At 38.9% G+C, this 25,955-nt stretch carries 22 protein-coding genes; 6 read left to right on the top strand and 16 right to left on the bottom strand.

Going from position 1 to position 25,955, the window contains the following annotated elements; all coding sequences use genetic code 11:
- Nucleotides 1-88 precede the first annotated feature (88 nt).
- The 7 genes from H6G73_RS15290 to H6G73_RS15260 are packed head-to-tail and all read right to left on the bottom strand — an operon-like array spanning nt 89 to nt 5,531.
- On the bottom strand, nt 89-400 hold the full coding sequence (locus H6G73_RS15290) for a hypothetical protein (protein WP_242034212.1): 312 nt from the start codon (nt 398-400) through the stop codon (nt 89-91).
- A 3-nt stretch (nt 401-403) separates the two neighbouring features.
- Nucleotides 404-2,110, bottom strand: coding sequence for an urease subunit alpha (gene ureC / locus H6G73_RS15285; protein WP_190605936.1), 1,707 nt, complete (start codon nt 2,108-2,110; stop codon nt 404-406).
- A gap of 42 nt (nt 2,111-2,152) precedes the next feature.
- The gene (locus H6G73_RS15280) at nt 2,153-2,458 is read right to left on the bottom strand and encodes an urease subunit beta (RefSeq protein WP_190605933.1); all 306 of its coding nucleotides are present in this window, start codon (nt 2,456-2,458) and stop codon (nt 2,153-2,155) included.
- 12 nt (nt 2,459-2,470) lie between these two features.
- Nucleotides 2,471-3,133: a DUF4276 family protein gene (locus H6G73_RS15275; RefSeq protein ID WP_190605925.1), complete on the bottom strand. Its 663-nt coding sequence runs from the start codon at nt 3,131-3,133 to the stop codon at nt 2,471-2,473.
- Complete coding sequence (locus H6G73_RS15270) at nt 3,130-4,323, bottom strand: AAA family ATPase (protein ID WP_190605923.1); 1,194 nt, start codon at nt 4,321-4,323, stop codon at nt 3,130-3,132. The genes H6G73_RS15275 and H6G73_RS15270 overlap by 4 nt, the downstream gene beginning before the upstream one ends.
- 32 nt (nt 4,324-4,355) lie before the next feature.
- Entirely contained in the window at nt 4,356-4,658 is a 303-nt protein-coding gene (gene ureA / locus H6G73_RS15265) for an urease subunit gamma (RefSeq protein WP_190605921.1), read from the bottom strand.
- 18 nt (nt 4,659-4,676) lie between these two features.
- Nucleotides 4,677-5,531: an urease accessory protein UreD gene (locus H6G73_RS15260; protein ID WP_190605919.1), complete on the bottom strand. Its 855-nt coding sequence runs from the start codon at nt 5,529-5,531 to the stop codon at nt 4,677-4,679.
- A 70-nt stretch (nt 5,532-5,601) separates the two neighbouring features.
- Here H6G73_RS15260 and H6G73_RS15255 point away from each other — a divergent pair, with 70 nt between their 5' ends.
- Together H6G73_RS15255 and H6G73_RS15250 are read left to right on the top strand one after the other, a co-directional pair.
- Nucleotides 5,602-6,369 carry an ATP-binding cassette domain-containing protein gene (locus H6G73_RS15255; RefSeq protein WP_190605917.1) on the top strand — a complete coding sequence of 256 codons (768 nt, stop codon included), beginning with the start codon at nt 5,602-5,604 and terminating at the stop codon, nt 6,367-6,369.
- 14 nt (nt 6,370-6,383) lie between these two features.
- Nucleotides 6,384-7,910, top strand: a complete 1,527-nt coding sequence (locus H6G73_RS15250; protein ID WP_190605911.1) for a glycine betaine ABC transporter substrate-binding protein — start codon at nt 6,384-6,386, stop codon at nt 7,908-7,910.
- Between the two features lie 121 nt (nt 7,911-8,031).
- On the opposite strand, the gene H6G73_RS15245 is transcribed toward H6G73_RS15250, so the two are convergent.
- A complete protein-coding gene (locus tag H6G73_RS15245; RefSeq protein WP_190605910.1) occupies nt 8,032-8,655 on the bottom strand; it encodes a TetR/AcrR family transcriptional regulator in 624 nt (207 codons plus the stop codon).
- Between the two features lie 122 nt (nt 8,656-8,777).
- On the opposite strand from H6G73_RS15245, the gene H6G73_RS15240 reads away from it, so the two are divergent.
- Nucleotides 8,778-9,143 carry a darcynin family protein gene (locus tag H6G73_RS15240; RefSeq protein ID WP_190605907.1) on the top strand — a complete coding sequence of 122 codons (366 nt, stop codon included), beginning with the start codon at nt 8,778-8,780 and terminating at the stop codon, nt 9,141-9,143.
- Between the two features lie 206 nt (nt 9,144-9,349).
- On the opposite strand, the gene H6G73_RS15235 is transcribed toward H6G73_RS15240, so the two are convergent.
- From H6G73_RS15235 to H6G73_RS15200, 8 genes are all read right to left on the bottom strand, one after another.
- Nucleotides 9,350-9,844 carry a DUF427 domain-containing protein gene (locus H6G73_RS15235; protein WP_190605906.1) on the bottom strand — a complete coding sequence of 165 codons (495 nt, stop codon included), beginning with the start codon at nt 9,842-9,844 and terminating at the stop codon, nt 9,350-9,352.
- Between the two features lie 344 nt (nt 9,845-10,188).
- On the bottom strand, nt 10,189-11,745 hold the full coding sequence (locus H6G73_RS15230; RefSeq protein ID WP_190605905.1) for a radical SAM protein: 1,557 nt from the start codon (nt 11,743-11,745) through the stop codon (nt 10,189-10,191).
- A 436-nt stretch (nt 11,746-12,181) separates the two neighbouring features.
- Nucleotides 12,182-13,159 carry an L-histidine N(alpha)-methyltransferase gene (gene egtD, locus H6G73_RS15225; protein ID WP_190605904.1) on the bottom strand — a complete coding sequence of 326 codons (978 nt, stop codon included), beginning with the start codon at nt 13,157-13,159 and terminating at the stop codon, nt 12,182-12,184.
- 47 nt (nt 13,160-13,206) lie between these two features.
- Nucleotides 13,207-14,556 carry a 5-histidylcysteine sulfoxide synthase gene (gene ovoA, locus H6G73_RS15220; RefSeq protein ID WP_190605903.1) on the bottom strand — a complete coding sequence of 450 codons (1,350 nt, stop codon included), beginning with the start codon at nt 14,554-14,556 and terminating at the stop codon, nt 13,207-13,209.
- A 657-nt stretch (nt 14,557-15,213) separates the two neighbouring features.
- Nucleotides 15,214-17,379: a tetratricopeptide repeat protein gene (locus tag H6G73_RS15215; RefSeq protein WP_190605901.1), complete on the bottom strand. Its 2,166-nt coding sequence runs from the start codon at nt 17,377-17,379 to the stop codon at nt 15,214-15,216.
- Between the two features lie 346 nt (nt 17,380-17,725).
- Complete coding sequence (psb34, locus tag H6G73_RS15210; protein ID WP_190605900.1) at nt 17,726-17,905, bottom strand: photosystem II assembly protein Psb34; 180 nt, start codon at nt 17,903-17,905, stop codon at nt 17,726-17,728.
- Between the two features lie 197 nt (nt 17,906-18,102).
- Entirely contained in the window at nt 18,103-19,389 is a 1,287-nt protein-coding gene (locus tag H6G73_RS15205) for an ABC transporter ATP-binding protein (RefSeq protein ID WP_190605897.1), read from the bottom strand.
- A 202-nt stretch (nt 19,390-19,591) separates the two neighbouring features.
- A complete protein-coding gene (locus tag H6G73_RS15200; RefSeq protein ID WP_190605894.1) occupies nt 19,592-20,977 on the bottom strand; it encodes a response regulator in 1,386 nt (461 codons plus the stop codon).
- 707 nt (nt 20,978-21,684) lie between these two features.
- Here H6G73_RS15200 and H6G73_RS15195 point away from each other — a divergent pair.
- From H6G73_RS15195 to H6G73_RS15185, 3 genes are all read left to right on the top strand, one after another.
- Nucleotides 21,685-22,359: a vWA domain-containing protein gene (locus H6G73_RS15195; RefSeq protein ID WP_190605892.1), complete on the top strand. Its 675-nt coding sequence runs from the start codon at nt 21,685-21,687 to the stop codon at nt 22,357-22,359.
- Between the two features lie 47 nt (nt 22,360-22,406).
- Nucleotides 22,407-23,189 (top strand): PP2C family serine/threonine-protein phosphatase, encoded by a 783-nt coding sequence (locus H6G73_RS15190; RefSeq protein WP_190605890.1) that lies wholly within the window; start codon nt 22,407-22,409, stop codon nt 23,187-23,189.
- A 419-nt stretch (nt 23,190-23,608) separates the two neighbouring features.
- Entirely contained in the window at nt 23,609-25,795 is a 2,187-nt protein-coding gene (locus H6G73_RS15185) for a tetratricopeptide repeat protein (RefSeq protein ID WP_190605888.1), read from the top strand.
- Nucleotides 25,796-25,955: the final 160 nt, after the last annotated feature.

Raw genomic sequence — 25,955 nt, 5'->3', positions numbered from 1 at the left:
AATGAATTTATAATCACTATCAAATAGATATACTTTAATGTTTCGCCCAAAATCTAACATATTTTGGGCTGTTTTTATCGCATTTTTCTTAACATTCAACACTTCTGGTATACATGCGTTCTGTAAATGTACTGTCGTATTGTCCTTGGACTTCCACATGAACCAATACCCAGGCTTCTTCTCCATCCAATAACCAAACTTTAGCAACTTTATCAACTAAACGTTTGCCAATTTCTGCATCTGGTTCTAGTTGGTGTAGTTCTTTATCTAAAAATTGATATGGTTTTGTCCAGTCAATTTCTGCATAAGCTAAGGGAAAAAAGAACTCTAAAAAGCGATTAAAATAGAGTTCAATAATTTCTTTCCAAGGGCTATCGTAATCGGTCGATTGTTCAGTCATAAACTAAAACAGAAAATACCTTTGCGCCATTGGTAAAACTGTGGCTGGTTCACAAGTTAATAATTCCCCATCGGCGCGGACTTCGTAAGTTTCTGGGTCTACTTCAATCTGAGGTAAGGCATCATTTAATTTCATATCTTGCTTAGTTATTTGTCGAGTTCCAGCCACAGCCACAACTGATTTTTTCAACCCTAACATTTGCGGAATTTCTCTTTCTAATGCTGCTTGAGAAATAAAAGTTAATGATGTGGCATTTTTCGCACCTGCAAAACTGCCAAACATGGGGCGGGAATGTACAGGTTGTGGTGTGGGAATACTAGCATTAGCATCTCCCATCTGTGACCAAGCAATCATCCCTCCTTTGACGACAATTTCCGGTTTCACACCAAAAAAGGCAGGTTGCCACAAGCATAAATCTGCTATTTTCCCTTCTTCCACTGACCCAACATACTGGGCAATACCATGAGTAATGGCAGGGTTAATAGTGTATTTGGCAACGTATCTTTTGGCGCGAATATTATCGGCTAAACTATCTCCAGCAAGGCTTCCCCGTTGCACTTTCATTTTATGGGCGGTTTGCCATGTGCGAATAATTACTTCTCCAACCCTACCCATTGCTTGAGAGTCAGAGGAAATCATACTAAACGCACCTAAATCATGCAGAATATCTTCCGCAGCGATGGTTTCCCGACGAATACGGGACTCAGCAAAAGCCACATCTTCGGGAATGCTGGGGTCAAGGTGATGACATACCATCAACATATCTAGGTGTTCGTCGAGGGTGTTGACGGTGTAGGGACGGGTGGGGTTGGTGGAAGATGGTAAAACGTTGGTTTGTCCACAGACTTTGATAATATCTGGTGCGTGTCCTCCCCCTGCACCTTCGGTGTGGTAAGTGTGGATGGCACGGTTTTTAAAGGCAGCGATGGTATCTTCGACAAAACCAGCTTCGTTTAAGGTGTCGGTGTGGATAGCTACCTGTACATCATATTCATCAGCAACGGTGAGACAGGTATCTATGGTTGCGGGGGTAGTTCCCCAGTCTTCGTGAAGTTTTAAACCTATGGCACCGGCTTGTATTTGTTCGGCTAATGCTGGGGTTTGACTGGTGTTACCTTTACCTAAAAAGCCTAAGTTAACAGGGAAAGCATCAGCCGCTTGCAGCATCCTGTACATATTCCAAGGGCCTGGGGTGCAGGTGGTGGCGTTTGTGCCGGTAGCGGGGCCTGTTCCTCCACCTATCATGGTTGTGATGCCGGAAGCGATCGCTACTTCAATTTGTTGGGGACAGATAAAATGGATATGTGTATCTATACCCCCTGCCGTAAGAATCATTCCCTCACCGGCTAAAGCTTCAGTTCCGGGGCCAATAATAATATCTATATTGTCTTGAATATAAGGATTTCCAGCTTTGCCAATTTTATGGATTTTGCCGTCTTTAATGCCAATGTCTGCTTTGACAACTCCCCACCAATCGAGAATTAAGGCGTTAGTAATTACTAAATCAACTGCACCGTCAGCATTAGAAATGGGAGATTGTCCCATGCCATCTCTAATCACTTTACCACCACCAAATTTCACTTCATCGCCGTAGGTGGTGAAATCTCTTTCTACTTCTATAAATAATTCTGTATCAGCTAATCTAATTCTATCGCCTACTGTGGGGCCAAAGGTTTCCGCATAGGCGCGGCGATTCATTCTGTAGCTCATATTTTATCCTTTTTAACTATCACGCAGAGGCGTAGAGAGAATTTAGAGGTTTCCGTTAATTTTGTTGTTAAAGCCATACACTTGGCGGCTACCAACTAAGGGGACGAGGATAATTTCTTTTTCATCTCCTGGTTCAAATCTTACGGCTGTGCCGGCGGGAATATCTAAGCGCATTCCTCTTGCTTGTGCTCTGTCAAAATGTAAGGCAGTGTTAACTTCGTAAAAATGAAAATGTGAACCAACTTGAATTGGTCTATCTCCTGTATTTGCTACTATTATTTTGGTAGTGGGACGACCTGCGTTTAGTTCGATTTCCCCTGATGGCGTAATTATTTCCCCTGGAATCATAACTGGATTTTCCTAAATTGAAAGATTTTCTAAAAATGCTACAAATGGTTTGAAAGCTTGGGGACATTGTTCCGCAATATCCTGATATCTAGCAATTCCTAAAATTCTTGGTGCATCTATAGATTCTTTATAACGTTTACCATAGTTTTTGAATATTTCCTCTACTATCCTTTTAGGTGGAACACCATGATTTTGATCTTCAACTGGGATTTTCCATATTTTTGGTATAGTATTAATGCCAAGGATACTTGATAATTCGCTTTCAGCAGCTAAAATTAATGCTTCTAAATCATGCTGAAAGCAAAAAACTTTAAAGCGTTCTTTTAATCGCTGATCATTAATTCCTTTGCTTTGTAATGCTTGTTCAAAATTATTGAAAATTCCTTGTACTAATTCTGCAAATTTTTCATGAGGAAAACCTTTATTTTTAGGATATAAATCAGGTATAATAACTACGGTTGAATCTTGCTGATTTTTAAGAATATTCACTGCTCTAATTGGAGTTTGAGTTAATAAGTCTTTTTTAGCATCTCCACCTCTACTATTATCATTGCCTTTAACAGCAAAAAATTCAATACTGATACCCTGGTTTAGTTTCTCTTCAATTAATGGTGCTAATAATGCTTCCATTGCTGATTTATCAGATGTCCCCTCAACATAAACTAAAATTCTCATGGAAGTCTCTCTAATTCATCGCTACGGTGTAATTGTTCTAATTCATCTGCACCAAAATCATCAAGCATATCAATTAAAACTGGAGAATTTCCCGGTTTAATAAATTTTGCTTCACCTTTTTCTTTTCTAAGTACAGCAATTTGAGAAATATCAAACTGTGTCAGAAAATAAGATGAGTGAGTTGCTAATAAAATTTGTGTACGTTCAGATGCTTTTTCAAATAACCCAGCTAGAACCGGAAGTGTACGGGGATGTACACCTTGATCTGGTTCATCAATACAAATTAAAGATGGTGGATTTGGTTGTACACATAAACAAATCCAACAAATTAAACGCAAAATTCCATCTGATAAATCAGCTAAACTTAATTCTTTATCAACTCCTGATTCTTGCCAAAAAGCTATCACTTCTCCTGGTCCCCCTCGTGCTTTTACTGTTAAACCTTTAAAACCAGGAATGACAGAACGGAGATGTTGTTGTAGTTCATCAAATGCTGTTCTATTTTCAGTCATTAGTGAGAACAGCACTGAACTCAAATTACCTGCATCTTCATGTAAAATTGGTTCTTGTTCAATTGGAACTGATTTACGAATTTTCTGATTTGCTATATTAAATGAACTATAAAACCGCCATTCACGAATATACTCACGTAAGTTATATAAAGCTTCTAGTGAGGGATTTGTCATTGCACTTAGTGTCAGTTGATTATGACGTTTTAAAGCAATATCTTGTTGAATTTGATTTTTGATTTTTATTTCTGTAAATCCCTTTTCTCCAGGTTCACTAATAACACCTTTATTACCTTTAATATCCATATATATATATGGATTCGTGTATTTATCACTAAAAGGCTTAGATGACTCTACACGTTCATAGGAAACTTGAGTTCGGCCAACTGGCCCCATAAGTTCCCCTAAATATCTAATACCAATTGGAAGACCTGTATCAATTTCAATATCCCATTGAAACTTTTCTGGTCCCGGAATATGAAAAATCTGTTGACCAATAGAACCAGAAACTATTTCAGGGGGGATGTCGTAATACAGACTATCTCGTAGAAATTTGAGAAATTCAAACAAGCTTGATTTACCAGCACCATTAGCACCAACAATAATTTCTAGTGGTTGTAATGGTGCTTCAAAATTTCTAAAAGGTCGATAACCTTGAATATTGACCGATGTTAATCTCATATTGTTTTTTATGAGCAACTCTTTCTTTTATATTATCTAATCGGATTATGAACAGTTACTAACTTTGTTCCATCCGGAAAAGTTGCTTCTACCTGCACTTCATGAATCATTTCTGGTACACCTTCCATTACTTCATCACGAGTTAATAATGTGGTGCCATAACTCATTAATTCTGCAACAGTTTGTCCGTCTCTTGCACCTTCCAAAATTGCAGCCGAAATATAAGCAACTGCTTCGGGATAATTTAATTTCAATCCTCTATTTTTTCTTCGTTCAGCTACTAAAGCCGCTGTAAAAATTAATAGTTTGTCTTTTTCTTGGGGTGTAAGTTGCATTTTTCTTCTATAGTTCCTTTAAATCTGCCAAACTCTCGGTATACAATGACCTCGATTCAATAAGGATACTCGTAGCATCTGCCACACAGCTGTAAACCAGTTTCGCACTTCAGAGGTGGAGTGACCGCGATATCTACACAAAAATCCATGTTGTAGACGACTCACACCTGCTACGGACTGGGAGGTAATGAAGGAACGTGCTGTTTCTATAATTTCTGGAGATACAGGAGTACCAACCCAAAGGAAGCTACCAACAATTGGGTTTCCTGCTAACCCGTGAGGACTGTGAAATACTTCTGTGTTACCGGGTAAATATTGCCTATCAATCCACAGGGGTACCCCATTTTGCCAGATTTCGGTGTGCGATCGCATCTCTCCCTCAACAAACTTTTCTCCCCTGGCACTTCTTCCACAACGGGTAATTTCCCAACCGACGAAATTGGCTGCTGTAGCTAATTCTACCCGTAAATCCTGGCGATACACCGCACCGTTAAACAATATGGTTTCTTGGGGTAAATATTCTAAACAAGCACCTGTATCAACTTGGATATTGACGGTTTGTCTTGCGAGTAAGCCATTACTGCGGTATATTTTAGCTGCTGCGGCTGTGGTAATGAAGGCTTGAGCATGGTTTTGGAGATGAATATCACAGGAGAGGCGATCGCCCCCAACAACACCCCCAGCCGTATGTAAAATGATACTATGGCACACCTCTTCACCTTCTGGGTAAAAAGGGCGTTGAATCTTCAAAGGTGCTTGATTATGGTTGTAGGTTAGCTCAGTTGCACCTCGACGATGAGCATAAACTAAATTTAGTTTGCCATGCCAACCAGAGGAAATGTTTGTAGATGTTTTTTGGATAATTTGATTCATCTTAAAACTGCATATTCGTCAAATTCAATTTGTTTTTAAACAATCATCTTTTATTTATAAAAACATATTTATGTCTCTATCACCAGAAAATATTGTTGAATTTCAAAATGTGAGTTTTAAAATTAATCATAGACAGCTATTATCCAATCTCAATCTTACCATTACTCAAGGAGAATTTATCGTTCTATTAGGGCGTAGTGGTAGTGGTAAAACCACCACATTAAAATTAATCAATCGCTTACTTGAGCCTACCCAAGGACAGGTATTAGTCAATGATTATCCGACTACACAATGGGATAAAATTAAACTGCGCCGACGTATCGGTTATGTTATTCAAGAAATAGGCTTGTTTCCTCACTTTACTGTAGCTGAAAATGTTAGTCTTGTTCCTGCTTTAGAAAAGCGTCCGATTCAAAAAATTCAGACAAGAGTATATGAAATGCTCAATTTAGTGGGACTAGAACCAAAAGATTTTGCTCAACGTTATCCTCATCAACTATCAGGAGGTCAGCGTCAACGGGTAGGTGTAGCTAGGGCTTTAGCAGCAGACCCACCTATATTATTAATGGATGAACCTTTTGGTGCCCTTGACCCCATTACTCGCTTAGAATTACAACAACAATTACAACATTTGCAAAGACAATTAGGCAAAACGGTCATATTTGTGACCCATGATATTCAGGAAGCTTTCTTTTTAGCTAATCGGATTGGTTTAATGTATGAAGGCAGTTTAGTTACCTTGGGGACGAAGACAGAATTTATTCGTTCTCAACATCCAGAGTCACAGGCATTTCTCGCTTGTTTGCAAGCTAGTAATAATTGGGAAGAACTGAATTAAAGGAGCAAATCATTATGTTTTTAAGTCAGTATGCTCCAGAAATTTTGCTGCGGTCAGGAGAACATATAATTTTAGTAGCAATAGCTATGGCTGTGTCTATCGCTATTGGCATTCCTTTAGGTATTTTCATTACTCGTCAACCAAAAATTGCTCCTCCTATTCTTGGTTTAGCAAATGCTATTCAAACCATCCCTAGTTTAGCTATTTTTGGGTTTCTCCTCTCTGTACCATTTCTAGGTGGAATTGGCAAAATACCTGCTATATTTGCTCTCACTCTTTATGCTTTATTGCCGATAATTCGTAATACTTATATTGGCATTAATAGTATTAATCCTGCTATTAAAGAAGCAGGCATTGGCATGGGTATGACAGATAGACAATTACTTTTGCAAGTAGAAATACCCCTAGCTTTAGGTGTGATTCTAGCAGGAGTGAGAGTCGCAACAGTCATATCTGTAGGTATTGCCACAATTGCTGCTGCTATTGGTGGTGGTGGTTTAGGAGTATTTATTTTTCGTGGTATTTCCACAGTTAATAATCAATTGATTTTAGCGGGGGCAATACCCGCAGCTTGCATTGCTTTGGGTGCGGATTTGGGCTTGGGATGGTTAGAAAAACAACTAACTAAACAAGTTACAAAAAAAGCTAAATTCAGCCGCAGATTAGGTGTTGTCTTAGGAATAATTATCTTGATAATCGGTGGATTGATTACCTTTAATTATCAACAGGCATCACCAACTATTATTATTGGGTCAAAAAATTTTACTGAACAATTTATCTTAGGAGAAATATTAGCGCAGCACATAGAAGCACAGACAAACATCAAAGTTGACCGTCGATTCAATTTAGGTGGTACTTTTATCTGCCATGAAGCAGTGAAGGCAGGAAAAATAGCAGGTTATGTAGAATATACAGGTACAGCATTGACGGCAATTTTAAAAGAAAAACCCATTACCGATGCCCAACTCGTTTATGACAAAGTTAAACAAGTATATCAAGACAAATATAAATTATTAGTCATGCCACCTTTAGGTTTTGAAAGCACTTTCGCTATGATTATTCGCAGTGAAGATGCAAAGAAATGGCAAATTAAAACTTTATCAGAAATCGCTCAATATGCTCCTCAAATGCAAGCAGGTTTTGGGTATGAGTTTTTAGAAAGGGCAGATGGTTATTCAGGCTTATCAAAAACTTATAATCTCAAATTTGGCAAGATTAAACAAATGGAATTAGGTTTAATGTATCAGGCATTGAAAGAAAAACAAGTAGATTTAATCGCTGCCAATTCTACTGATGGCTTAATTCCAGTGTTAAATTTAGTTATTTTAGCAGATGATAAAAAATACTTTCCACCATATCAAGCTGTACCTGTTTTTAACCAAGAAATTTTGCAAAAATATCCAGAATTAACAAAAACTATCAATCAATTAATTGGGAAAATCTCTACAAAAGAAATACAGCAAACGAATTATCAAGTAGATAATCAATCGCGTCCTGTGGAAGAAGTTGTTAGGAATTGGCTACAATCTAAAAAATTATAATTTAGGAGTAGCTCTTTCTAGGTGTGTTATTTCGCTGCTTTTTCTGGTTTAAAATTTTAGCAATTGAGATATGGGGTTGGTTCTTGCGGAAAGTTTTCGTATAGTGAATAGTTATGCAGTTTCAATTTGTTCTTTTCAAGTAGAAAAGTAGCAACTTGGAAACCTCCTGCCCAAACTGAGTGTTAGTAACAAAGTCTGGATGTTCTAGAACGGCTGAGTGACACAAAGATTCAACTGTACGCCCCAAAATAAAAACTGTCATTTCTAGATTACGGGGATTAATATGATCTTTCCATCGTTCAAGATAAGCCCGCAATAATACAGTAATTCGTTCTTCCGCACGCTGCATCTGCTGTAATCGTTCTGAACGCGGAATTTCCTCATTTAATACTTGGTGTAATCGGGGATTGATGGCATGAGCAGCAATCACCGCTTTGATAAGTTCTGGAATTGTCGTCTCTAGGGGTTGATCAAATAAATGACTTAGTTTTGATTCCACCAGTTCAGCAATTTCATTAGAGTGTTGTTCCATCAGGGCTGCCAAAAGCGATTCTTTATTCGGGAAGTATTGATATAACGAGCCAATACTTATCCCTGCTCGTTCTGCAATACGGTTAGTGCTAGCTCTGTCATAGCCTTCTTCAGTCAAAATGTGAGTGGTTGCTTCCAGAATGGCTTCAACGGTGATCCGAGAACGGTCTTGTTTTGGTAGTTTGCGGGGTGTTGTTGAACGTTTACGCGGCATGGAAACTACCTCAATCAAATGCGAGTTGGCAAATATAATGGCTAGGTCATATTATACGAGTAATTACTCGTATTTGAGTAATTGACTACGAATGCACCTAAAACCCTGCATTAGGAGAATGTATGACGACAATATCGGAAGAGCTAAAGCACACCTTTTTTATGTTGGTGAAGACGACAGCAACCTGGCTTCAAATTTCACCCAAGGAAAGATTTGAGTTCTTAGAGAAGATGATCTTACCAATTCTAAAAACACATCCATCTGTTCAGATGCGATTCTTTGATTCTGAAGCCTTTTCAGGTCGTTTTACTGATGTGCTGATGTGGGAGACAGTCGAAATCCAGGAATATCAGTTTCTGGTTGAGAAACTTCGAGAGACACTTTTCTGGGGAACATATTTTGAAATTGTTGAGATTGTTCCAGCTATTGAGAATGCCTATGCTAGCTACTATAAAGTAGACCCCATATCAGTCTCACAGTCAAGTTGACAGCGCGGCATCAAAATAGGTTAATTGGTACATCAAGAATCCCAAAAATATCTATTTGCAGAATACCTATGTAGGGACAAATATAGCCTAGCTGACACTAGAGCCAAGATAGTCTGAAAGTATTGCTATAAATCGCTTTCAGGCTATAATATTTTCAGATAAATTAGCATTAATATTTTTAGACATATTCACTTTATCTCAGCTAATCACCACCAATTTGTTCCCGGTTCACCTTTAAATGGCCCAACCACATCAGCAGTAATCCATCCACCATAAAAACCACCTGCTTGAGGAGTGACTAACTCATCATTTACATAACAAGCATCCATTAAAGCTGGATAAAAACTATAGTGGTCTTGAATAGCTCTAAAATTAGGAGTAGGTTGAATATACCGCCAAGCGACATTATGTACATATTTATCTCCCACAGAAATATCATAATATTCAGATATACCTTTCCATTCGCACATGCTTTTTCTAGATGTGGCAATTAAGTATTCTGTTTTAATATCTTCGGCTGGAATGTAGTAGCTAGGGGGATGACTAGTTTCTAAAACTCTTTTAGCGCTGGTGGTTTCTGCTAAAACTATACCGTTAAAAATGACTTTTATATGTTTATTAGTAGGTTGTAAAATCGCTGGACGTGGATAGTCCCAAACTGATTCTTGTCCTGGTTGTGGGGGTATGGGTTTTGGTTTCATGCTGAATTAATATGATGAGATTTAAAAACACAATTTTGACTTGTTTTATAATCTTAACATTTCCCTTGACTAAACAAGAAGAGTCTGGCAAATGGAAGTTTATGGAAAGGTAAGAAATTTTGGTTTTGTTCTATTGCTAAACTTGATGCTGATGATAAGATTTAGTTTTCTCAAGTTAGCTATTAATGTTTACCAAATGCCAAACCCTATAAATATTAGTTGGAAATGTGATTGCTATAGAACCGCATGACTGTTGATCACTTTGTCGAAAATGAACCTCTAGCCTCCATCCTATCTTTGATATTGATGAGTATTTGAGGTCAATCAAAAGTCAGATATTGAGTTCAAGATTTCCCCAATACAATCTTTGTATCATCAGAGGAAGCTGTACTCACCATTCCTGAATATTCTCCATTGTAGTTGGTAAATTCTGCCGGTGCTCTGCGAATATTAGATAGACGAATTTGCCAATCGGAAACCTGGTCATAGGTCAGGTGATGAGTGTTGGAAGTTGTTGTCCATACTCCCCATAAACATGTATCTTCAAATTGTAATAATCCGGCTTTGCGTAAATTCTGGGCTTGGGGGGTTCCGGGTAAGGGAATAATGCTGTAGCAGGAAGTTTGAAATTCTAGTTGAGGGTTGATTTCTACTAATTCATCTACAAGTTCTGAAATCGCTTCCTCAAGACGTAACAAGTCATCATGATCATCATCAGGTAGCCCAATAATGATGCCATAAGTAACGACAGGTACACCGGTTCTCACGACAGATTTCATCAATGTACAATGCTCTTGCCAAGGCAGGAGTTTCTTATAGGCTTCTCGTCCAAAAACGGGGCGTTCAGCAGGGATATAAGCTAAAGGACAACCAACCCTTCCATCCCAGCCAAATAGGGCTTCAATCAGTTCCTCATCGGGTCTGAGGTCGGTGCTATCGTAGTTACGCCCACTTCCTAAGGTGGTTTTCCTCAGTTCTAAACCATTGGGCCACATCAGAGAAACTCCTATCTCCCGCGCACCATTGGTAATTTTGATTATTTCTTCTCGTCCTTCAGGAAAGAGTCCACGGGCCAGAAATTGATCGGAACCGATATTGATGGAAACGGCCCCTGCTTCTTTCTGAATAGCCAACCATTTGAGGGCTGTTGCTGGGGACATTCTACGATAGCCAGTACCGTAAGTAGGTGTCATGCAAAAATCACAGGTGCGATCGCAACCAATATCTGCTACTAATGAACCAACAGGTGCTTTTCCTTGAACATTGGGAAGCATTCCTAAACAGTCCCTTGCTACGTCCACCGAAGGTAACGCCCACTCTTCTGGGCTTTTGGCTTTAGTCTTGCGGGGATATTGTTTACCGTCGGCAAAAATTACCCCTGTGAGTTCTTCCCGTGGGGTTTTTCCCAGCACATAATCAAAAAGTGCCCAATTTGCTGCACCAGATTTATCTTGAACAACTGCTGTTGCACCTGCTTTCAAGTAGTGATGGGGTTCAGCTAAAGCATCTGAACCACCCACGACAATGGGGCGGTTTCCTTTAGCCAGATGGGCTATCACCATACAAGTGACTTGACGATCTTGGGAGAAATTAACCGTCACTCCCCAAGCATCGAATGCTTCGGGATCAAGGGCGGAAATGTTGCCACCAACATAGGTTTTCCGCAGAGTCATTCCTTTCCAGAATACCTCTCCAAATTCTTCACTGTAATTATCGTCTCTGAGATTAACTAATTGGGCATCAAATCCTCCAGCTTGCAAGTCAGGAATCAATACTTGCTTACTGATTAAAGAACGATGTCTATATAAAGAAGTCCAATTTTTTCCTTCTGCATCATATAGTCCGGTGGCTGGAACTTCAATCAGTCCAATTGTTGGTCTTTTGGTAGCTATTAATGTCATCCCGATCTCCTGTTAATGTCTATATCTTGATGGCATGATGTGATAAGTTAGCAAAATCTTTACTGTTGAAGACTGAAGCTATTATAATTTCAACTTTTTAAGTGGTATTGAAAAGTTTTCAATTGTTGATATTTTTCTTCAATTTATATTTTGCTGGTTCTTCTGTCTGGAACACATACAAACAATTAATCCCCTCGTGTTCCAAGGGTTCCACGATAGCTAAAATTTAAGTTTTTTAACATCAAAATAGAGATGGCAATTATTCACAAATGTCATTCATGCAATCCCACAGGTATTTTGTGATTTTTTCAACGCACTATAAAACAAAGAAAACAGCCAGGAATAGATTTGAGTATTTTTTAAAAAGCATCACAAATCCTGGCGCTTTGTTGGGCAAATTTACAACCAATTTTATGAATTAATTCAATTTGCTAATTTATTGAACTTGAGAAAGAATTAAGCCAAACCAACCCTGATCATCTGTCCAAGTTTTCAATGTTTTCATATTTTTTCCCTCTAGTTGCTTTTGCATGGTTACTAAATTAAACTTGCGAGAAATTTCTGTGAGGATGCGTTCTCCCACTTCAAAGAAAACTTCTAAATCCAAAGATTTTAAATTGACCCAATGGCTTTTTTGACAATGTAAATACATCTCTATTTGATGTTCAGCTTCATTATAAATCGCTTGATGTCTAAATAAATTGATGTCAAAATCACCATGAAAACGCCAATTTAAGTGAGACAACATGTTTAAGTTAAAAGCATCAGTTATTTGTTGACTATCGTTGTATGCTGCTTCCAAAATATCTTTGGGTTTTTGTAAATCTACACCAAGTAACAAGTAATCACCTGGTTGTAAAGTACGGGCAACTTGATTGAAAAAGCTGTCACATTCGGCTGGTGTAAAATTCCCCAAGGAACTACCAAGGAAAAACAACATCCGCGACTGTAAATAATTAGTTTCTAAATGCACTAATGCCTGTTCATAGGTTCCTAGTAGTCCATGAATAGAAAAGTCAGGATATTTCTTTTGTAGATGTACAACACTATCTTTAAGAATTCCACCGCTGACATCAATCGGCAGATATGTACAGCAATCAGCTATTTTTTGATAAGCATCTAATAAAAGTTGGGTTTTTGTAGAACTACCACTACCTAGTTCAATTAACTCACAACATCCAGTAATAGCGGCGATTTCATCAGCATATTGTTTTAAAATACTTGCTTCTGTGCGAGTGGGATAATATTCTGGTAGTTCACAAATTTTTTCAAATAACTGGGAACCATAATCATCATAAAAATATTTGGGAGGTAAAGTTTTAGGAGTGGCGCTTAAGCCTTGAATTACATCTTGTCCATCATTACGTAGTTCTTGATAATGATGATCTAAAACAGTTAATGATTGCAAAGACATGCTATGTATCCTCTCAAAAAATTATGGTTAATAAAAAATCTCAATTGCTATAAATCTTCAGCAATTCGGAAACCTACATGCTGATAAAAATAAGGACGAAACCAGTTACGATATGATGGTAATGCCATTGCACCATTAGTTGCCCAAGAACCACCAATCATCATTTGATGTTTGCCATCAAAAAAAGGTGCAGATTGGTCTTCGTAAAGTGGATGAGGTTGAAATCCTGGTAAGGGTTGAAAAGCGTCTCCTAGCCATTCCCAAACATTACCTTGCAAGTCATATAGACCAGATGCTGTATTGCTGGGTTTGAACATACCCACGGGAGAGGGGGAAATAAATTGTAAGTTGAGATTAGAGTGAGTTGAGAAGGGGTTATCTTCAGATGTAGCAAGGGCTTGATTCCATTCTGCTTCGGTCATCAAGCGAGTTTTGCCACCTTTCCAACGACAAAATGCGATCGCTTCATAATAGTTGACTTCCACAGGCCAGTCCAGGGGTAAGTCTATTTCATCAAAGGTAGCGCGATAGCGATAGCTATTATGGTTAAGTATCCAAAATTTTGGATGTTGAACATTATACATTTGTCGCCAATGCCAAGATTCAGCCCCCCAAAAATCAGCATTACTATAACCGTCATCTTGAACAAACTCTAAGAAGTCTGCATTAGTGATGAGATATGGACTAGCTAAAAATGGTTTCACCTCTACTTGCAAGCTGCCATATTCGCTATCCCAACCAAAGGTTAAATCATCTGTACGTTTCCCTAAGGTCACTAACCCCCCAGGAATTTCGCGCATTTCATGATTAGTAATTGCCCCATAACTCGGTGCATAATTCCAACCTTCAGGACGCTGCAACTTCTCCACTGGCAATTGCCGCAGCAGCATAGATGAAGTTTCAAAATGAATGCGACTGTGTTCAATTCCCATGAACAAAGCCCAAAAGGGATGCTGTGAATGAATAGGAAGATAAAGATGATGTTTTTGAATTACTTTAGTAATTTCTTCCCTGGCTTTGTCCCGATACTGGCAAACTTTTTCTATCTTCGGCCAGATCACACCAGCCATTGCGGCATCAAGTTCATCAGGTGTTTCAGGGTCTACTCCCACTTCAAATAATATTTCATATTCTGGATGGATGCGATTTTCTATTAACCCAACACGAATTAATTTATTGATATAAAAAACAGCAGAGTGACCAAGATAAAAAATCAGACGGTTTCTTAAAGGGTCAGGGTTGAGATAGAAGGTTTCTTCCCCAACCAAGGATTTCATCAAAGTTTCTTCGAGTTCCCAGGAATTGTCAAAGTAGTTGAGTAGGCTTTGGGGGCTGCAATCATCCAGTCTGGGGACTGGATGAGAGACTAGTCTATGAATTTTGGGAATTGTGGGCATAAACGAAATTAATTTGGTCAAACTCCACTCGATTCACAGAGCATTTGCGGCTCTATATCTTTAATTACCTTATTTTGACCATAATTTGTAGTTTTAACGACAATTTAACCCTTATTTTACATTTTAATTTTTTACATACCTTTACTTAGTACAAGAAAACTAACAATTTCTTGTCAGGTGAGGGGATGAGAACATAACGGGAATGGATAAACTTAGGTTTTATCTATGGAAATCATATTTTATAACTATGAAAATGAACCAGAAATTATCAAAGTTCAGTATTATTTCCTGGAGGGATAATCAGGATTAAGCAAATATACTTGATCCATGAAATCATGCTCTTGCGTTAATTACTTAATCTAGTTTTTCAAGGTTATAAGAATCAATAAAAATCAAACAAAATATAGACTAATAGAGAGTTACAGTCCAATAATTTAGATATTTAAAATGGCATCAAAATAAATTTGATATTTGGGAGGGGGAACAATTAACATATAAGGAATACAGAGATTTTTGGTTGTTCCAAAAATGTTAAATTAATTTTGCCCAGGTACTTATATCAAACTATAATTTTTCCCTTTCTTACCTGTAACTTTGCACCTTGGCGTGAAACCGAAAAAAAATCTATGCAATAATTCTCATATATAGAAACTTTTTCTATAACTTTGGTAAAATTTCTGGCATTAATTTACCTGGAATTTTAGATAAAGCTAAATTTTGTCCTTGGACACCTAAACTATTATGAAAAGTACGAATTACTTTAACTATATAATTAAAAGTAGTTTGATAAATTTCTGTTTTCTCCGCCATACCATTTAAAGCGAAAACATGATTGTCTAATGCTGATTCTAAATGTTGAGAAAGTGTATTTCTATCAACAGTGATAGCACTATCAGTTACTAACTGATAATGAGCTAGACCTAAATTATTATGGGTGACTAGTAAGTCAAAATTCAGAGATGAAGGACTGAGGATTTTGGCAATAGTAACCGCTTCTGTATAAGCATGAATACATAATTGTAAATACTTGTGCCTTTCTTCTGGATTATTAGGTAATAAATTAGCTAAATGCCAATAAGCTGTTCCCAAATTATTTTGCGTAGCGGCACAAGCATGAGGAGCATTCTCAGGTGTACGATATTTCAGGGCTTCTTGATAAACACCAATCGCTAATTGCAAGTTTTCTAATGGCTGTTCGTACTGTGCTAAATTCCAGTAAGCTGTGCCAATATTATTTTGAATCATGCCATATTTGAGTGGTTCATCCTCTGGCTGATAATATGTAAGTGCGTCATTGTAAGCAGCGATCGCTTGTTTGAGATTCTCTACTGGTTCAATATTCTGCCCTAAATGCCAGTATGCTGTCCCTAAATTGTTTTGACAAGCAGCATACTTTAATGGGTCTGTTGAGGCTGTACGATATTTAATCGCTTTCTGATAAGCTGCGATCGCTTTTTGCCAGTTTTCCACAGGTTGCCCAAAACGCGCTAAATCACCATAGGCCGTCCCTAAATTGTTCTGTACTCGTGCATAAGTGTCTGGCTGCACCGTTGATGAAATCAGTTTAAGCGCCAAGTGATAAAACTCAATTCCTTGTTGGATACAAACCTGTCCTTCTTCACTGGTGCCTGGTGTCCGATGCAGCATCCAGTAAAGCGTACCTAAATCATTCAAAATATCTGGTAATTTCGGTGAGTTGTCATCATAGGTAACTGCTTCTTGATAAGCCAAAATTGCCACCATTAAGTTTTCGATGGTGGACTGTCCTTGTTCAATGCGGAGGCGATATAAATTACCTAAATTTTGATAAGCTGCCCCTATTTCTGCTGGTGTGGCTTGTTTTTCATGCAATTGCTCAATAACCCACAGTAATTGCTGTGGTTGCCACTGTTCATCACCATTTTGATTAATATTATTACTAATAGTCGCTTTAACTAATTCTGCTAATTCATGGCTAATGTGGGAAAAAGATGTGGGTTGATTGTGGTTATTTTCATGAGGCACATTAACAGGTAATACCTCTGAGTTTGTGGCGTTATGTACTGGTTCTGGCTGAGAAGTATGTTCTTCAGTAGAGAGAGAAAAATCTTCTAATGAATTGCTATTTAATGATGGGGAACCAGATTCATTGAGAATGGATTCGTCTTGAAGATTACCTAAATCTAAACTGTGTCCATTAGCAAAATGTTCTGGATAACCACGATTATCTACAGTTGGTGTGGGTTCCCCAGCAAACACAAAAACTCCAGTGCGATAATGCCAAAATTTAGTGGCTGATTGCTGGATAGCATAAAACCAAGGACGTGGCAACCAAAACAGCAAACTTGTCTCTAAAAATTGACTAGATTCTTGATTAGAAAAATATTGTTCACTTAACCGTAAATAATGTAAAAACAACCTTTGGACAGCTACAGGCTGTTTAGTGAGTAATTCCACACCAACAATTTGAAATGCTGGTATGGGTAGGGAACGTCCAGGATTTTCTGATGATGCACCAACAATGGGTGGTGGATAATTCGCTAACCATTGATTAATCTGCACCATCGGATTAGGGTCGTTTACATTCAAGCGCAAAGTCACTAATCTAGGATAGGCAGGGGTACTAATTCCACCTCCATCTCCTGGCTGATATAACACCTGACCCACTGGATAAGCTAAGGTAGAATGTAATCGCGCAGCAATTTGATTTCTTAGGTGTAAATCATCACATACAGCTAACAATATTTGTCGCCGCAGGCCAAGACTTAAGGCAAGTTTTAGGCGTTGATACACTTGCCGATTCCAAGCAAAATTTTCTGTGTGTATAGTTTCATTCACGCTCATTGTGGCTAAATTAGCCCAAACACAGTATACATCCTGACCAAAATGTCTAATTTTGATGAATAATAATTCTGCTTTTCACCTAGTTATTTTTCTGCTCAGGATGAATTGTATTGTGGGTCAAAAATTTAAGTATTTACACTTTCTTTTGAGTAAGTTGATATTGATACAGCCAAATTTCAGCGGTATCAGGAAACTGGTTGAGAATTAATCTCGCTCTTGTTCATTTCCGTATAAGTATTTAATTATACTAATATTTATAATTGTAACAGAAAATAAAAAAATCAGGCTCCTCCTTCAATTGGAACCTGAGTCAGAGAAAAACTAAATTTTTGTTAAAAGTTTATTCTTAACTGACAGAGGAAACAGAGAAGGCGACTACTATCAAGCCAACAACCAACAATGCCGCAGCAATACCCAAGAAAATATAATTACGCTTCTGCGCGTCCGTAGGAGGTTCTGCTTGATAAACTGTTGGTTCTTTGGCAAAGTTATTGAGAAGACCGCCTTCTTCGTTTGTATAGGGCATGAAGTAATTCCTTGTAATCTTGTTGATTTAATGTTATCCCATTTTGGATGGTCAGCAGAAGCTAGAGGTCATGGTGTACAAATTCACAAGTCAAAAGTGTTACATTTTGATTGATCAAGAGGATTGAACAAGAAATAAAGTTTTTGTTTTTCCCCTGGGCAGGGGAAGCTGTTGACCCATTTTTTTGGTCAGGGGAATTAGTTTCTGTCAATCATAGGTAAGCTTGGGGATGTGCTTTTTGGAAAGATAGCTACTTCAGTATCGGGATCAAAAAAGTGGAGTTTGTCGGGGATCACAGATAGCCAAAGTTGTTCACCTAGACGAACTAATCTATCTGGTGGCACTCTTACTTGCACGGTTTGACCATGGTGATTTGATGATTCAGGTTCGCCAATCCTGGCGGAAATAAACGTATCATTGCCTAAGTTTTCCACTAAGTCTACTTGGACTGGTAGGTTTTTAGTGGCTGGTGCACTAATGAGAAAGTGTTCAGGACGAATGCCTAAGATCAGAGTTTGTCCATCGTATTTTTGTAAAGCGCTTCCCCAATAGTCGGGGAGGGTGAAGCGAAAGTGAGAGTTAGTAATTAATAGTGGGGCGTGAAATTCTACAGGGATAAAGTTCATCGGTGGAGAACCAATGAATTCAGCGACGAAGCGGTTAGCAGGGCGGTTGTATAATTCCAGGGGAGGCGCAACTTGCTGGATTTGACCTGCGGACATGATGGCAATGCGATCGCCCATTGTCATAGCTTCGGTTTGGTCATGGGTAACATAAATGGTTGTGGTTCCCAATTGACGCTGCAATTTGACAATTTGGCTGCGGGTTTCTGCCCGTAATTTGGCATCTAAGTTAGATAATGGCTCATCCATTAAGAATACTTCAGGGTTGCGAGCGATCGCCCTACCTAAAGCTACCCGTTGCCTTTGTCCACCAGAAAGTTGTTTGGGTAAGCGATTTAATAAAGTTTCTATTTGCAATAATTGGGCGACATTTCGCACCTGCTGATCTACAGCCCGTTCTCTGTCAGTCAGATAGCGTAAGCCTTTGGGTAGTTTCCTGGTGGATTCTACGAGGAAATTTTCCGCCCACATTTGCAGTTTGGGAGACAATACTTCCTTTTGACCCACGCGACGACGTAAGCCAAAAGCGATATTGTCATACACCGTCATATGGGGATAAAGGGCGTAATTTTGAAACACCATGGCGATATCCCGTGCTTTGGGAGGTAAATCATTCAACAAGCGATCGCCCACCCAAATATTACCGCCAGTCATGACCTCCAAACCCGCAATCAAACGCAGCATGGTACTTTTGCCACAACCAGAAGGCCCAACCAGCACCATAAACTCACCATCAGCGATGGTCAAATTAATTCGCCGCAAGACATTAACGCTATCTGCACCTTCTCGTTCTGGTTTGACACCTTCCCCCTTCCGAGGAGGGAAACTTTTATAAACGTTTTCTAATACAACTTGCGCCACGAGTAATGATTGTAATGATCAATAGTCTGTTATCAGTAGTCGGTTGTGAGTAAGAAACAAAACTGAACTCTCACCAAGGGCATTTTAGCGTTAATGGGAAAATTGAGTCATATCTTGTCCAGGGAAATACTGGCTGGATCATAGACAGAGAATTTTATCAATTTCATCCCATCCATAGTGATGATTTTTCCTGATCAATCAACTATTCCAAATTCATAAAAATAATTTTCAGTAAATCTTCCCGTTTAAACGGTTTAGTCAAATAGCCAGAAGCACCAACTATTTTCGCCTTCACTTTATCAACAATCCCCTTATTACTAGTCACAAAAATAATGGGTACAGATTTAAAGGTGGAATTATTACGGATAATCCGGCACAATTCGTAACCATCAATTCCCGCCATATTCAAATCTAATAAAATCAAATCTGGTTTATGGCGAATAATTGACATCACAGCTTTGACGGGATCATTAATCGTCACTACCGCCACATTTTCATCTTCTAAACAACGACTAATTTCTTTTAAAATAGTCGGACTATCATCTACCGCGACAATTTTGTAAGCTTTTTTCGTAGGGATAGTAGTTGTAGTTACTGTTTCTGGTTTTGATTCTGTGCTATCTTCTATTGCTATCTGCTCAAGCGGTGGTTCTGGAATCGGTGGTTGAATAACTAAATTTTCAACTTGTTCAATCCTGTCTGCTACTGGTGCAGTCTCCTCACTCACTTGAGCCGCATTTACTAATTCTCGATTAACAACAATTTGACTGTAGATCGGTAACTTAGGTTTATCAATAAAAGTTTTCGGTAATAGATCAAATGGAGGATCTGGTTCATGGAGCATTACCGCCCCTTTCACAATAAAAGGGTGTAAATCTGTCGCCAGTTTGACTTCATCTTGATTCATAATTACAGCCAAATGGCGCAGACTAAAACCTTTCATCCAGTCTGACAAATTTTGCTCTCTACCTGGAAAATTTTTGTCAGCACAGATGCTTTTAATGAATAAATACGGCCGCTGATCAGGAGAAGAAATGTGTGGAGACAAAGATTGCCAAGCTTTTAGCCTAGCTTGACAATGTGTTAAAGTTTCCTCTCCATCTAATTGGCAAATTACAGGTAAACTATTAGCTGCGACTACTAACTCGTAATTTCCTTCTGACACCAGTAGAAATGATTCAATTACTTCCCTGACTAAATCTTGAATCAATTTTGCTGCTTGTGTGCCTTGGAGATATTCTTCATTCATTAACCAGGAAATTGCCTGGTATTCTGGTGGTTGTTCTCCTCTGTTAGATGGTTCTAAAGATAAATTATTAGTTAAATCTGGTTCAAATTTTAAACGCAATTGGACGCGCAGTTCTAAAGAAAGAGCCGGAATTGTTTGACTCAGTCTCCGCACATGTCGATCTAGTCTTTCAAAAGGTTCTAGAGAATGAGTTGCATAAATAATTTTGCCCTGCTCTAAATAAATTGACCAGGATACAGAGTTGCTAATTGCCCGTAAACAGGTGCTTTCTCCAGCATTAATTAACTGTCTTAATAAACCCAGAGGTGATAATTTAGTAAATGTACCTATATTATTCATAATTTTTACAGTTTTTCCGCAAAACTCAACCTAGAATTTTAAAATGACCCCTTTTTTGAGGAAATATTTTTTCATTTTGATCATGTCCAGGGTATTAGCTGGAAGCCTACCTAGCAACTTTTGTTAATAATAGTACACAGATGTAATTATTTCTAGTATTTACTGATATTTTTCAATTAAGTATATTTTTTCTGTGATTCACTAGACGAAGTAATCAATTGTTCTCATTTATTTTCATCATTACCGATGGAATAAAACAATAATTTTCTACATAAAAACTTTAAAAAAATATGAGGTGAAATGTATATATTGATTATTATATTCGCTCCCTAAATTCTATAAATTAAGGTGAATAAACAATGAACATTCTGCTGTCAGGTTAGAAATATTAGTGTTGCGTCAGCCTTTGCTGTGTCATGTTATCCACTGCTACATTCCCAGCTATGACTGCCAGGGAAGCTTAATTCCTGACAACTGACAATCTCACCACAAATATTGTACATCCCATGACAAATTAACTTTAACTCAAATATTTGCTGATTTATGTTTCCTGAAATTAGCGAATTTGGTCAGAATAATCTATAAAATTCCCATAAATACATCTACCATTAAATACCACACTTATAGTTGTGATATTGTCGGAAACTAACAATATACTTTGAGGAAAGGAAATTACAGCTTTGGACTATAACATAACACAAAACGTTATGCTGGATACACTAAAACTGGACGAAGTAGTAGAGTTTGCAGAAAACCCTGAACCCCGTTGTCCCTGTGTATTGTTGCTAGATACCTCTGGTTCTATGCAGGGGGAGCGGATCGAAGCTTTAAACCAAGGTTTACTGAGTTTAAAAGATGAACTGGTGAAAAATTCCTTAGCTTCGCGAAGGGTAGAAGTAGCTATTATTACCTTTGATAGTCAAGTTAGTGTAGTCCAAGATTTTGTAACTGCTGACCAATTTAATCCCCCCATTCTCACCGCTCAAGGTTTGACGAATATGGGTGCGGGGATTCATAAAGCCTTAGATATTATTCAAGAGCGTAAATCCCAGTATCGAGCCAATGGCGTGGCCTATTATCGCCCCTGGGTATTTATGATTACTGATGGAGAACCACAAGGCGAGCATGATTACGTAATTGACCAAGCCTCCCAGCGTTTACAAGGGGATGAGGCAAACAAACGAGTAGCATTTTTTACTGTTGGTGTGGAAAATGCGAATATGGAGCGTTTAACGGAAATTGCTGTACGTACTCCTCTCAAGCTCAAAGGGCTAAACTTTGTGGAGATGTTCGTCTGGCTTTCAGCTAGTATGTCAGTTGTTTCTCATTCCAAGGTAGATGAACAAGTCGCCCTACCACCAGTAGGCTGGGGGACTGTTTAATCATCATTAAACCTGGAGAGTTACAGCTAGGTTGTTGGCAAGAATCTATGAACACATCCAAACAGAACCCCGAATGGCGGATAGTAGCCGCCTCTGTATGTGGTACCAGCCACGTCAAAAATCAGCAGCTATGCCAGGATGCCCATCATTGGCAAATTTTGCCCAATAATGTTTTGGTGATAGCGGCCGCAGACGGTGCAGGTTCTGCCAGCTTGGGAAAAGTGGGCGCAATGATTGCTGTGGAAACGGCGATAGAGTATCTGTCTGGCCAAGAATTTAACCGTCAGAGGTTAGGGGATGATGGTCTGTTAGGTGAGTTACTGCGGGATGCACTGTCAGCAGCGAAAAAAGCAGTTGAGGACGAAGCTGAAGCTTGCCACCACCAACCCCATCATTTAGCCACTACCTTAATTATTGCGATCGCTACACCAAAAGTCACGGCTGTAGCCCAAATAGGTGATGGTTTAGCAGTAGCGAAAAATATCACTGGTCAACTCATTGCCCTCACTCTCCCCAATAGTGGTGAGTACATCAATGAAACAACTTTTTTAACTTCCCCAGAAGCATTAGAAACAGCACAAATCAAAGTCTGGCGAGACCATATAGTTAATGTCAGTGTCCTCACTGATGGCTTACAAATGCTAGCTGTGAATATGATTATGGGTGAACCTCACAAGCCTTTCTTTTTTCCTTTGTTTGATTTTGTTGCCCAAGCAGAAGATAAAGCCATTGCTAAAGAGCAGTTAGTAAAATTCTTATGTTCTGAGCGCATCACTCAACGGACAGATGACGATCTAACATTAGTTTTAGCTGCATTTACCAATCCCTGAAGCTTCTGTAATCAGGGGTAGTCATATCTATAGCAGGTAACAGAGAAAGAAGACAGAAGTTACAGAAGTTACAGAATAATTCATACCATTACTGTTTAATTCTTGAATTTTTAAACTCCTGTTCGCGCAGCGTGGCGTAGGCATACTCCTGAACTTCTGTTCGCGCAGCGTGGCGCAGCCATACTCCTGAACTCCTGAACTTCTGAACTCCTGTTTAGTGTTAGTTAATGTCTTAACCGCTCTGTCCATTGCTATATCTACACCATTTTTCACCTTGGTATAGGTTTGAATTTTCGCTTTTAGACTGATAATTGAAGAACCCCACCTCTAAAGTGAACTTCTCCTCATTTTTTCTTTCTTCATCACCATCTGATTTACCAATAGTCTCCTTCCATCACCCATCCTAACCGTATTCCACCATGCAGGTACTACGTTGTCTTGCCCAGCCAGAACTTCTCAACCTTTCTGCTAGTTTGGGGCGTGGCGGTGAAGCTTGTATTTATGCTTTGGCCACTGATGAGAATTTAGTAGCCAAAATTTATCACCAGCCCACCAACACCCACATTCAAAAGCTCCTCGCGATGCTTGCCAATCCACCGGAAAACCCTACTGCAAATTTAGGGCATATTTCCATCGCTTGGCCGCAGGAATTGTTAAAGGCTGCGGATGGCAGTGATAGTGTGATTGGCTTTTTAATGCCACGTATCCGGGGAATGCGACCGATTATGGATTTCTATCATCCAGCCACTCGTCGCCAACATTGTCCCTTATTTAGTTACAAATATTTACTGCGGACGGCACGGAATTTGGCTACCGCTTTTGCGGCTTTACATGCCAGCCAATATTATATTGGTGATGTGAATGAGTCGAATATCTTAGTCAGTGATACAGCTTTGATCACCTTGGTAGATACAGACTCATTTCAGGTGTTTGATCCCGAAAATGATGTTGTCTATCGTTGTCCTGTAGGTAAACCGGAGTTTACCCCACCTGAGCTTCAAAATCGGGTATTTGCTGAGTACGATCGCCAAAGTCATCACGATTTATTTGGGTTAGCGGTACTCATTTTTCAACTACTAATGGAAGGTACTCATCCCTTTGCCGGGATTTTTCAAGGAAAAACTGAACCACCACCCTATGAAGCGAGAATTAGTGCAGGTCATTTTACCTACAGTCGAAAGCACCCAGTCCCTTATTTACCTGCTCCTAGCGCCCCTCCTTGGGAAATTCTCCATCCTAGTTTGCAGGATTTGTTTATTCAGTGCTTTGAAGACGGACATGACAACCCCAAATTCAGACCCAGTGCCCAAACTTGGTTTGCAGCCTTAGTCGAAGCAGAAGAAAATTTAGTTACCTGTGGAGTGAATTCCCAACACCGCTATGGGAATCATTTAGATACATGCCCTTGGTGTGAGCGGACAGTCCGCTTAGGAGGACGAGATCCTTTTCCTTCACGACAAGCGATCGCTTCAGGAGAACATCTCAAACCCCGCAGAAAACCTAAAAGACAGCACTATCCCCAACATACTTGGTTTCCCCAAACAGGAATTGCCAGCCCCATTTATCACTGGCAACCCATTTTTTCGACCAACAATTTTCCCGTTAAACCTACTCGTAAACTGAAATCTTACGGTGTAATTGCCGGGTTATTAGGTTTTGGTTTCTTGGGCTATTTGGACGTGATGATTAAATTCACACGCCCCTTTGTATCTCAAAATCCTTATACCCAGCAAAGTATATTAACAAATAATGCTGCCATCAATCCTGCTCCAACTGTGAATGTAAATTTTGGAGAACTATATCAACAAGGTGATACTGCTTATAGAAAAAGAGACTATGAAGGCGCGGTGAAAAATTTTAGTTACGCCATTCAAAAAAATCCGACCCATGCCAAAACCTATATTAATAGAGGAAATGCTCGATATAATTTAAATGATTACGAAGGCGCATTAGTTGATTATACCGAAGCCATCAAAATCAATCCCCAAGAAGTTAAAGCCTACGTTAATCGAGGTAATGCCTACTACCGGCTAGCGGATTACAGTAGTGATCCTGATAAAGAGTACAGAAAAGCCCTCGCAGATTTTAACCAAGCCATTAAACTTAATAATAAAGATGCTGAAGCTTATATTCGCCGTGGTATAGTCCGATTCCAAATGGCTAAATACAGTAACAACTCTACCCAAGAATATGAAAAAGCAATTGCTGATTTTAGCCAATCTATTACCCTAAATGTATCAAAATCCGAAGCATATTATCAGCGCGGATTGGTTCGTTATCACGTCGCCCAATATAGCAGTAATTATGTATCTGAATATAAAAAAGCCATAGCTGATTTTGATCAAGCCATCACAATTAGTCCACACCAAGCCAAAGTTTACCTGAAACGTGGCATGGTACATTATGAACTCTCTCAATATGGAGAAAATCAATCTCCACAATACAAAATCCGTGCAATTGAAGACCTACAAACAGCCGCTAAGTTATCTCTTGAACAAGAGGATATGGATAATTACCAACAAGCTTTGAGTAATATTTGTGTTGTTGTTGTAAATAAGTGTGACAGTTTATTTGAAGAACAAACAATACTAGGGAAAAAGCAATAATGAGGAGTTCAGGAGTATAGCTGTGCCACGCTGTGCTATCAGCAATTTATCACCCTGCTCCAACAGCTATAGTTTTTAATATTTTTGATTTTTAACGTGAGTTCAATGACATCGCCCCAACCCTTCTCAGAAGCAGAGAGGGTGTGCTTTTTGCACGGGT

It is taken from the genome of Richelia sinica FACHB-800, from assembly GCF_014698825.1.
GTDB lineage: Bacteria > Cyanobacteriota > Cyanobacteriia > Cyanobacteriales > Nostocaceae > FACHB-800.
The sequence above is the reverse complement of the archived record's forward strand: the minus strand, read 5'-3'. Positions and strand labels throughout refer to the sequence as shown.

What these genes read in the sequence shown, in the direction of transcription:
- H6G73_RS15290 (WP_242034212.1), bottom strand. Translation starts at nt 400, where the DNA reads ATGACTGAACAATCGACCGATTACGATAGCCCTTGGAAAGAAATTATT.
- ureC (WP_190605936.1), bottom strand. Translation starts at nt 2,110, where the DNA reads ATGAGCTACAGAATGAATCGCCGCGCCTATGCGGAAACCTTTGGCCCC.
- H6G73_RS15280 (WP_190605933.1), bottom strand. Translation starts at nt 2,458, where the DNA reads ATGATTCCAGGGGAAATAATTACGCCATCAGGGGAAATCGAACTAAAC.
- H6G73_RS15275 (WP_190605925.1), bottom strand. Translation starts at nt 3,133, where the DNA reads ATGAGAATTTTAGTTTATGTTGAGGGGACATCTGATAAATCAGCAATG.
- H6G73_RS15270 (WP_190605923.1), bottom strand. Translation starts at nt 4,323, where the DNA reads ATGAGATTAACATCGGTCAATATTCAAGGTTATCGACCTTTTAGAAAT.
- ureA (WP_190605921.1), bottom strand. Translation starts at nt 4,658, where the DNA reads ATGCAACTTACACCCCAAGAAAAAGACAAACTATTAATTTTTACAGCG.
- H6G73_RS15260 (WP_190605919.1), bottom strand. Translation starts at nt 5,531, where the DNA reads ATGAATCAAATTATCCAAAAAACATCTACAAACATTTCCTCTGGTTGG.
- H6G73_RS15255 (WP_190605917.1), top strand. Translation starts at nt 5,602, where the DNA reads ATGTCTCTATCACCAGAAAATATTGTTGAATTTCAAAATGTGAGTTTT.
- H6G73_RS15250 (WP_190605911.1), top strand. Translation starts at nt 6,384, where the DNA reads ATGTTTTTAAGTCAGTATGCTCCAGAAATTTTGCTGCGGTCAGGAGAA.
- H6G73_RS15245 (WP_190605910.1), bottom strand. Translation starts at nt 8,655, where the DNA reads ATGCCGCGTAAACGTTCAACAACACCCCGCAAACTACCAAAACAAGAC.
- H6G73_RS15240 (WP_190605907.1), top strand. Translation starts at nt 8,778, where the DNA reads ATGACGACAATATCGGAAGAGCTAAAGCACACCTTTTTTATGTTGGTG.
- H6G73_RS15235 (WP_190605906.1), bottom strand. Translation starts at nt 9,844, where the DNA reads ATGAAACCAAAACCCATACCCCCACAACCAGGACAAGAATCAGTTTGG.
- H6G73_RS15230 (WP_190605905.1), bottom strand. Translation starts at nt 11,745, where the DNA reads ATGACATTAATAGCTACCAAAAGACCAACAATTGGACTGATTGAAGTT.
- egtD (WP_190605904.1), bottom strand. Translation starts at nt 13,159, where the DNA reads ATGTCTTTGCAATCATTAACTGTTTTAGATCATCATTATCAAGAACTA.
- ovoA (WP_190605903.1), bottom strand. Translation starts at nt 14,556, where the DNA reads ATGCCCACAATTCCCAAAATTCATAGACTAGTCTCTCATCCAGTCCCC.
- H6G73_RS15215 (WP_190605901.1), bottom strand. Translation starts at nt 17,379, where the DNA reads ATGAGCGTGAATGAAACTATACACACAGAAAATTTTGCTTGGAATCGG.
- psb34 (WP_190605900.1), bottom strand. Translation starts at nt 17,905, where the DNA reads ATGCCCTATACAAACGAAGAAGGCGGTCTTCTCAATAACTTTGCCAAA.
- H6G73_RS15200 (WP_190605894.1), bottom strand. Translation starts at nt 20,977, where the DNA reads ATGAATAATATAGGTACATTTACTAAATTATCACCTCTGGGTTTATTA.
- H6G73_RS15195 (WP_190605892.1), top strand. Translation starts at nt 21,685, where the DNA reads ATGCTGGATACACTAAAACTGGACGAAGTAGTAGAGTTTGCAGAAAAC.
- H6G73_RS15190 (WP_190605890.1), top strand. Translation starts at nt 22,407, where the DNA reads ATGAACACATCCAAACAGAACCCCGAATGGCGGATAGTAGCCGCCTCT.
- H6G73_RS15185 (WP_190605888.1), top strand. Translation starts at nt 23,609, where the DNA reads ATGCAGGTACTACGTTGTCTTGCCCAGCCAGAACTTCTCAACCTTTCT.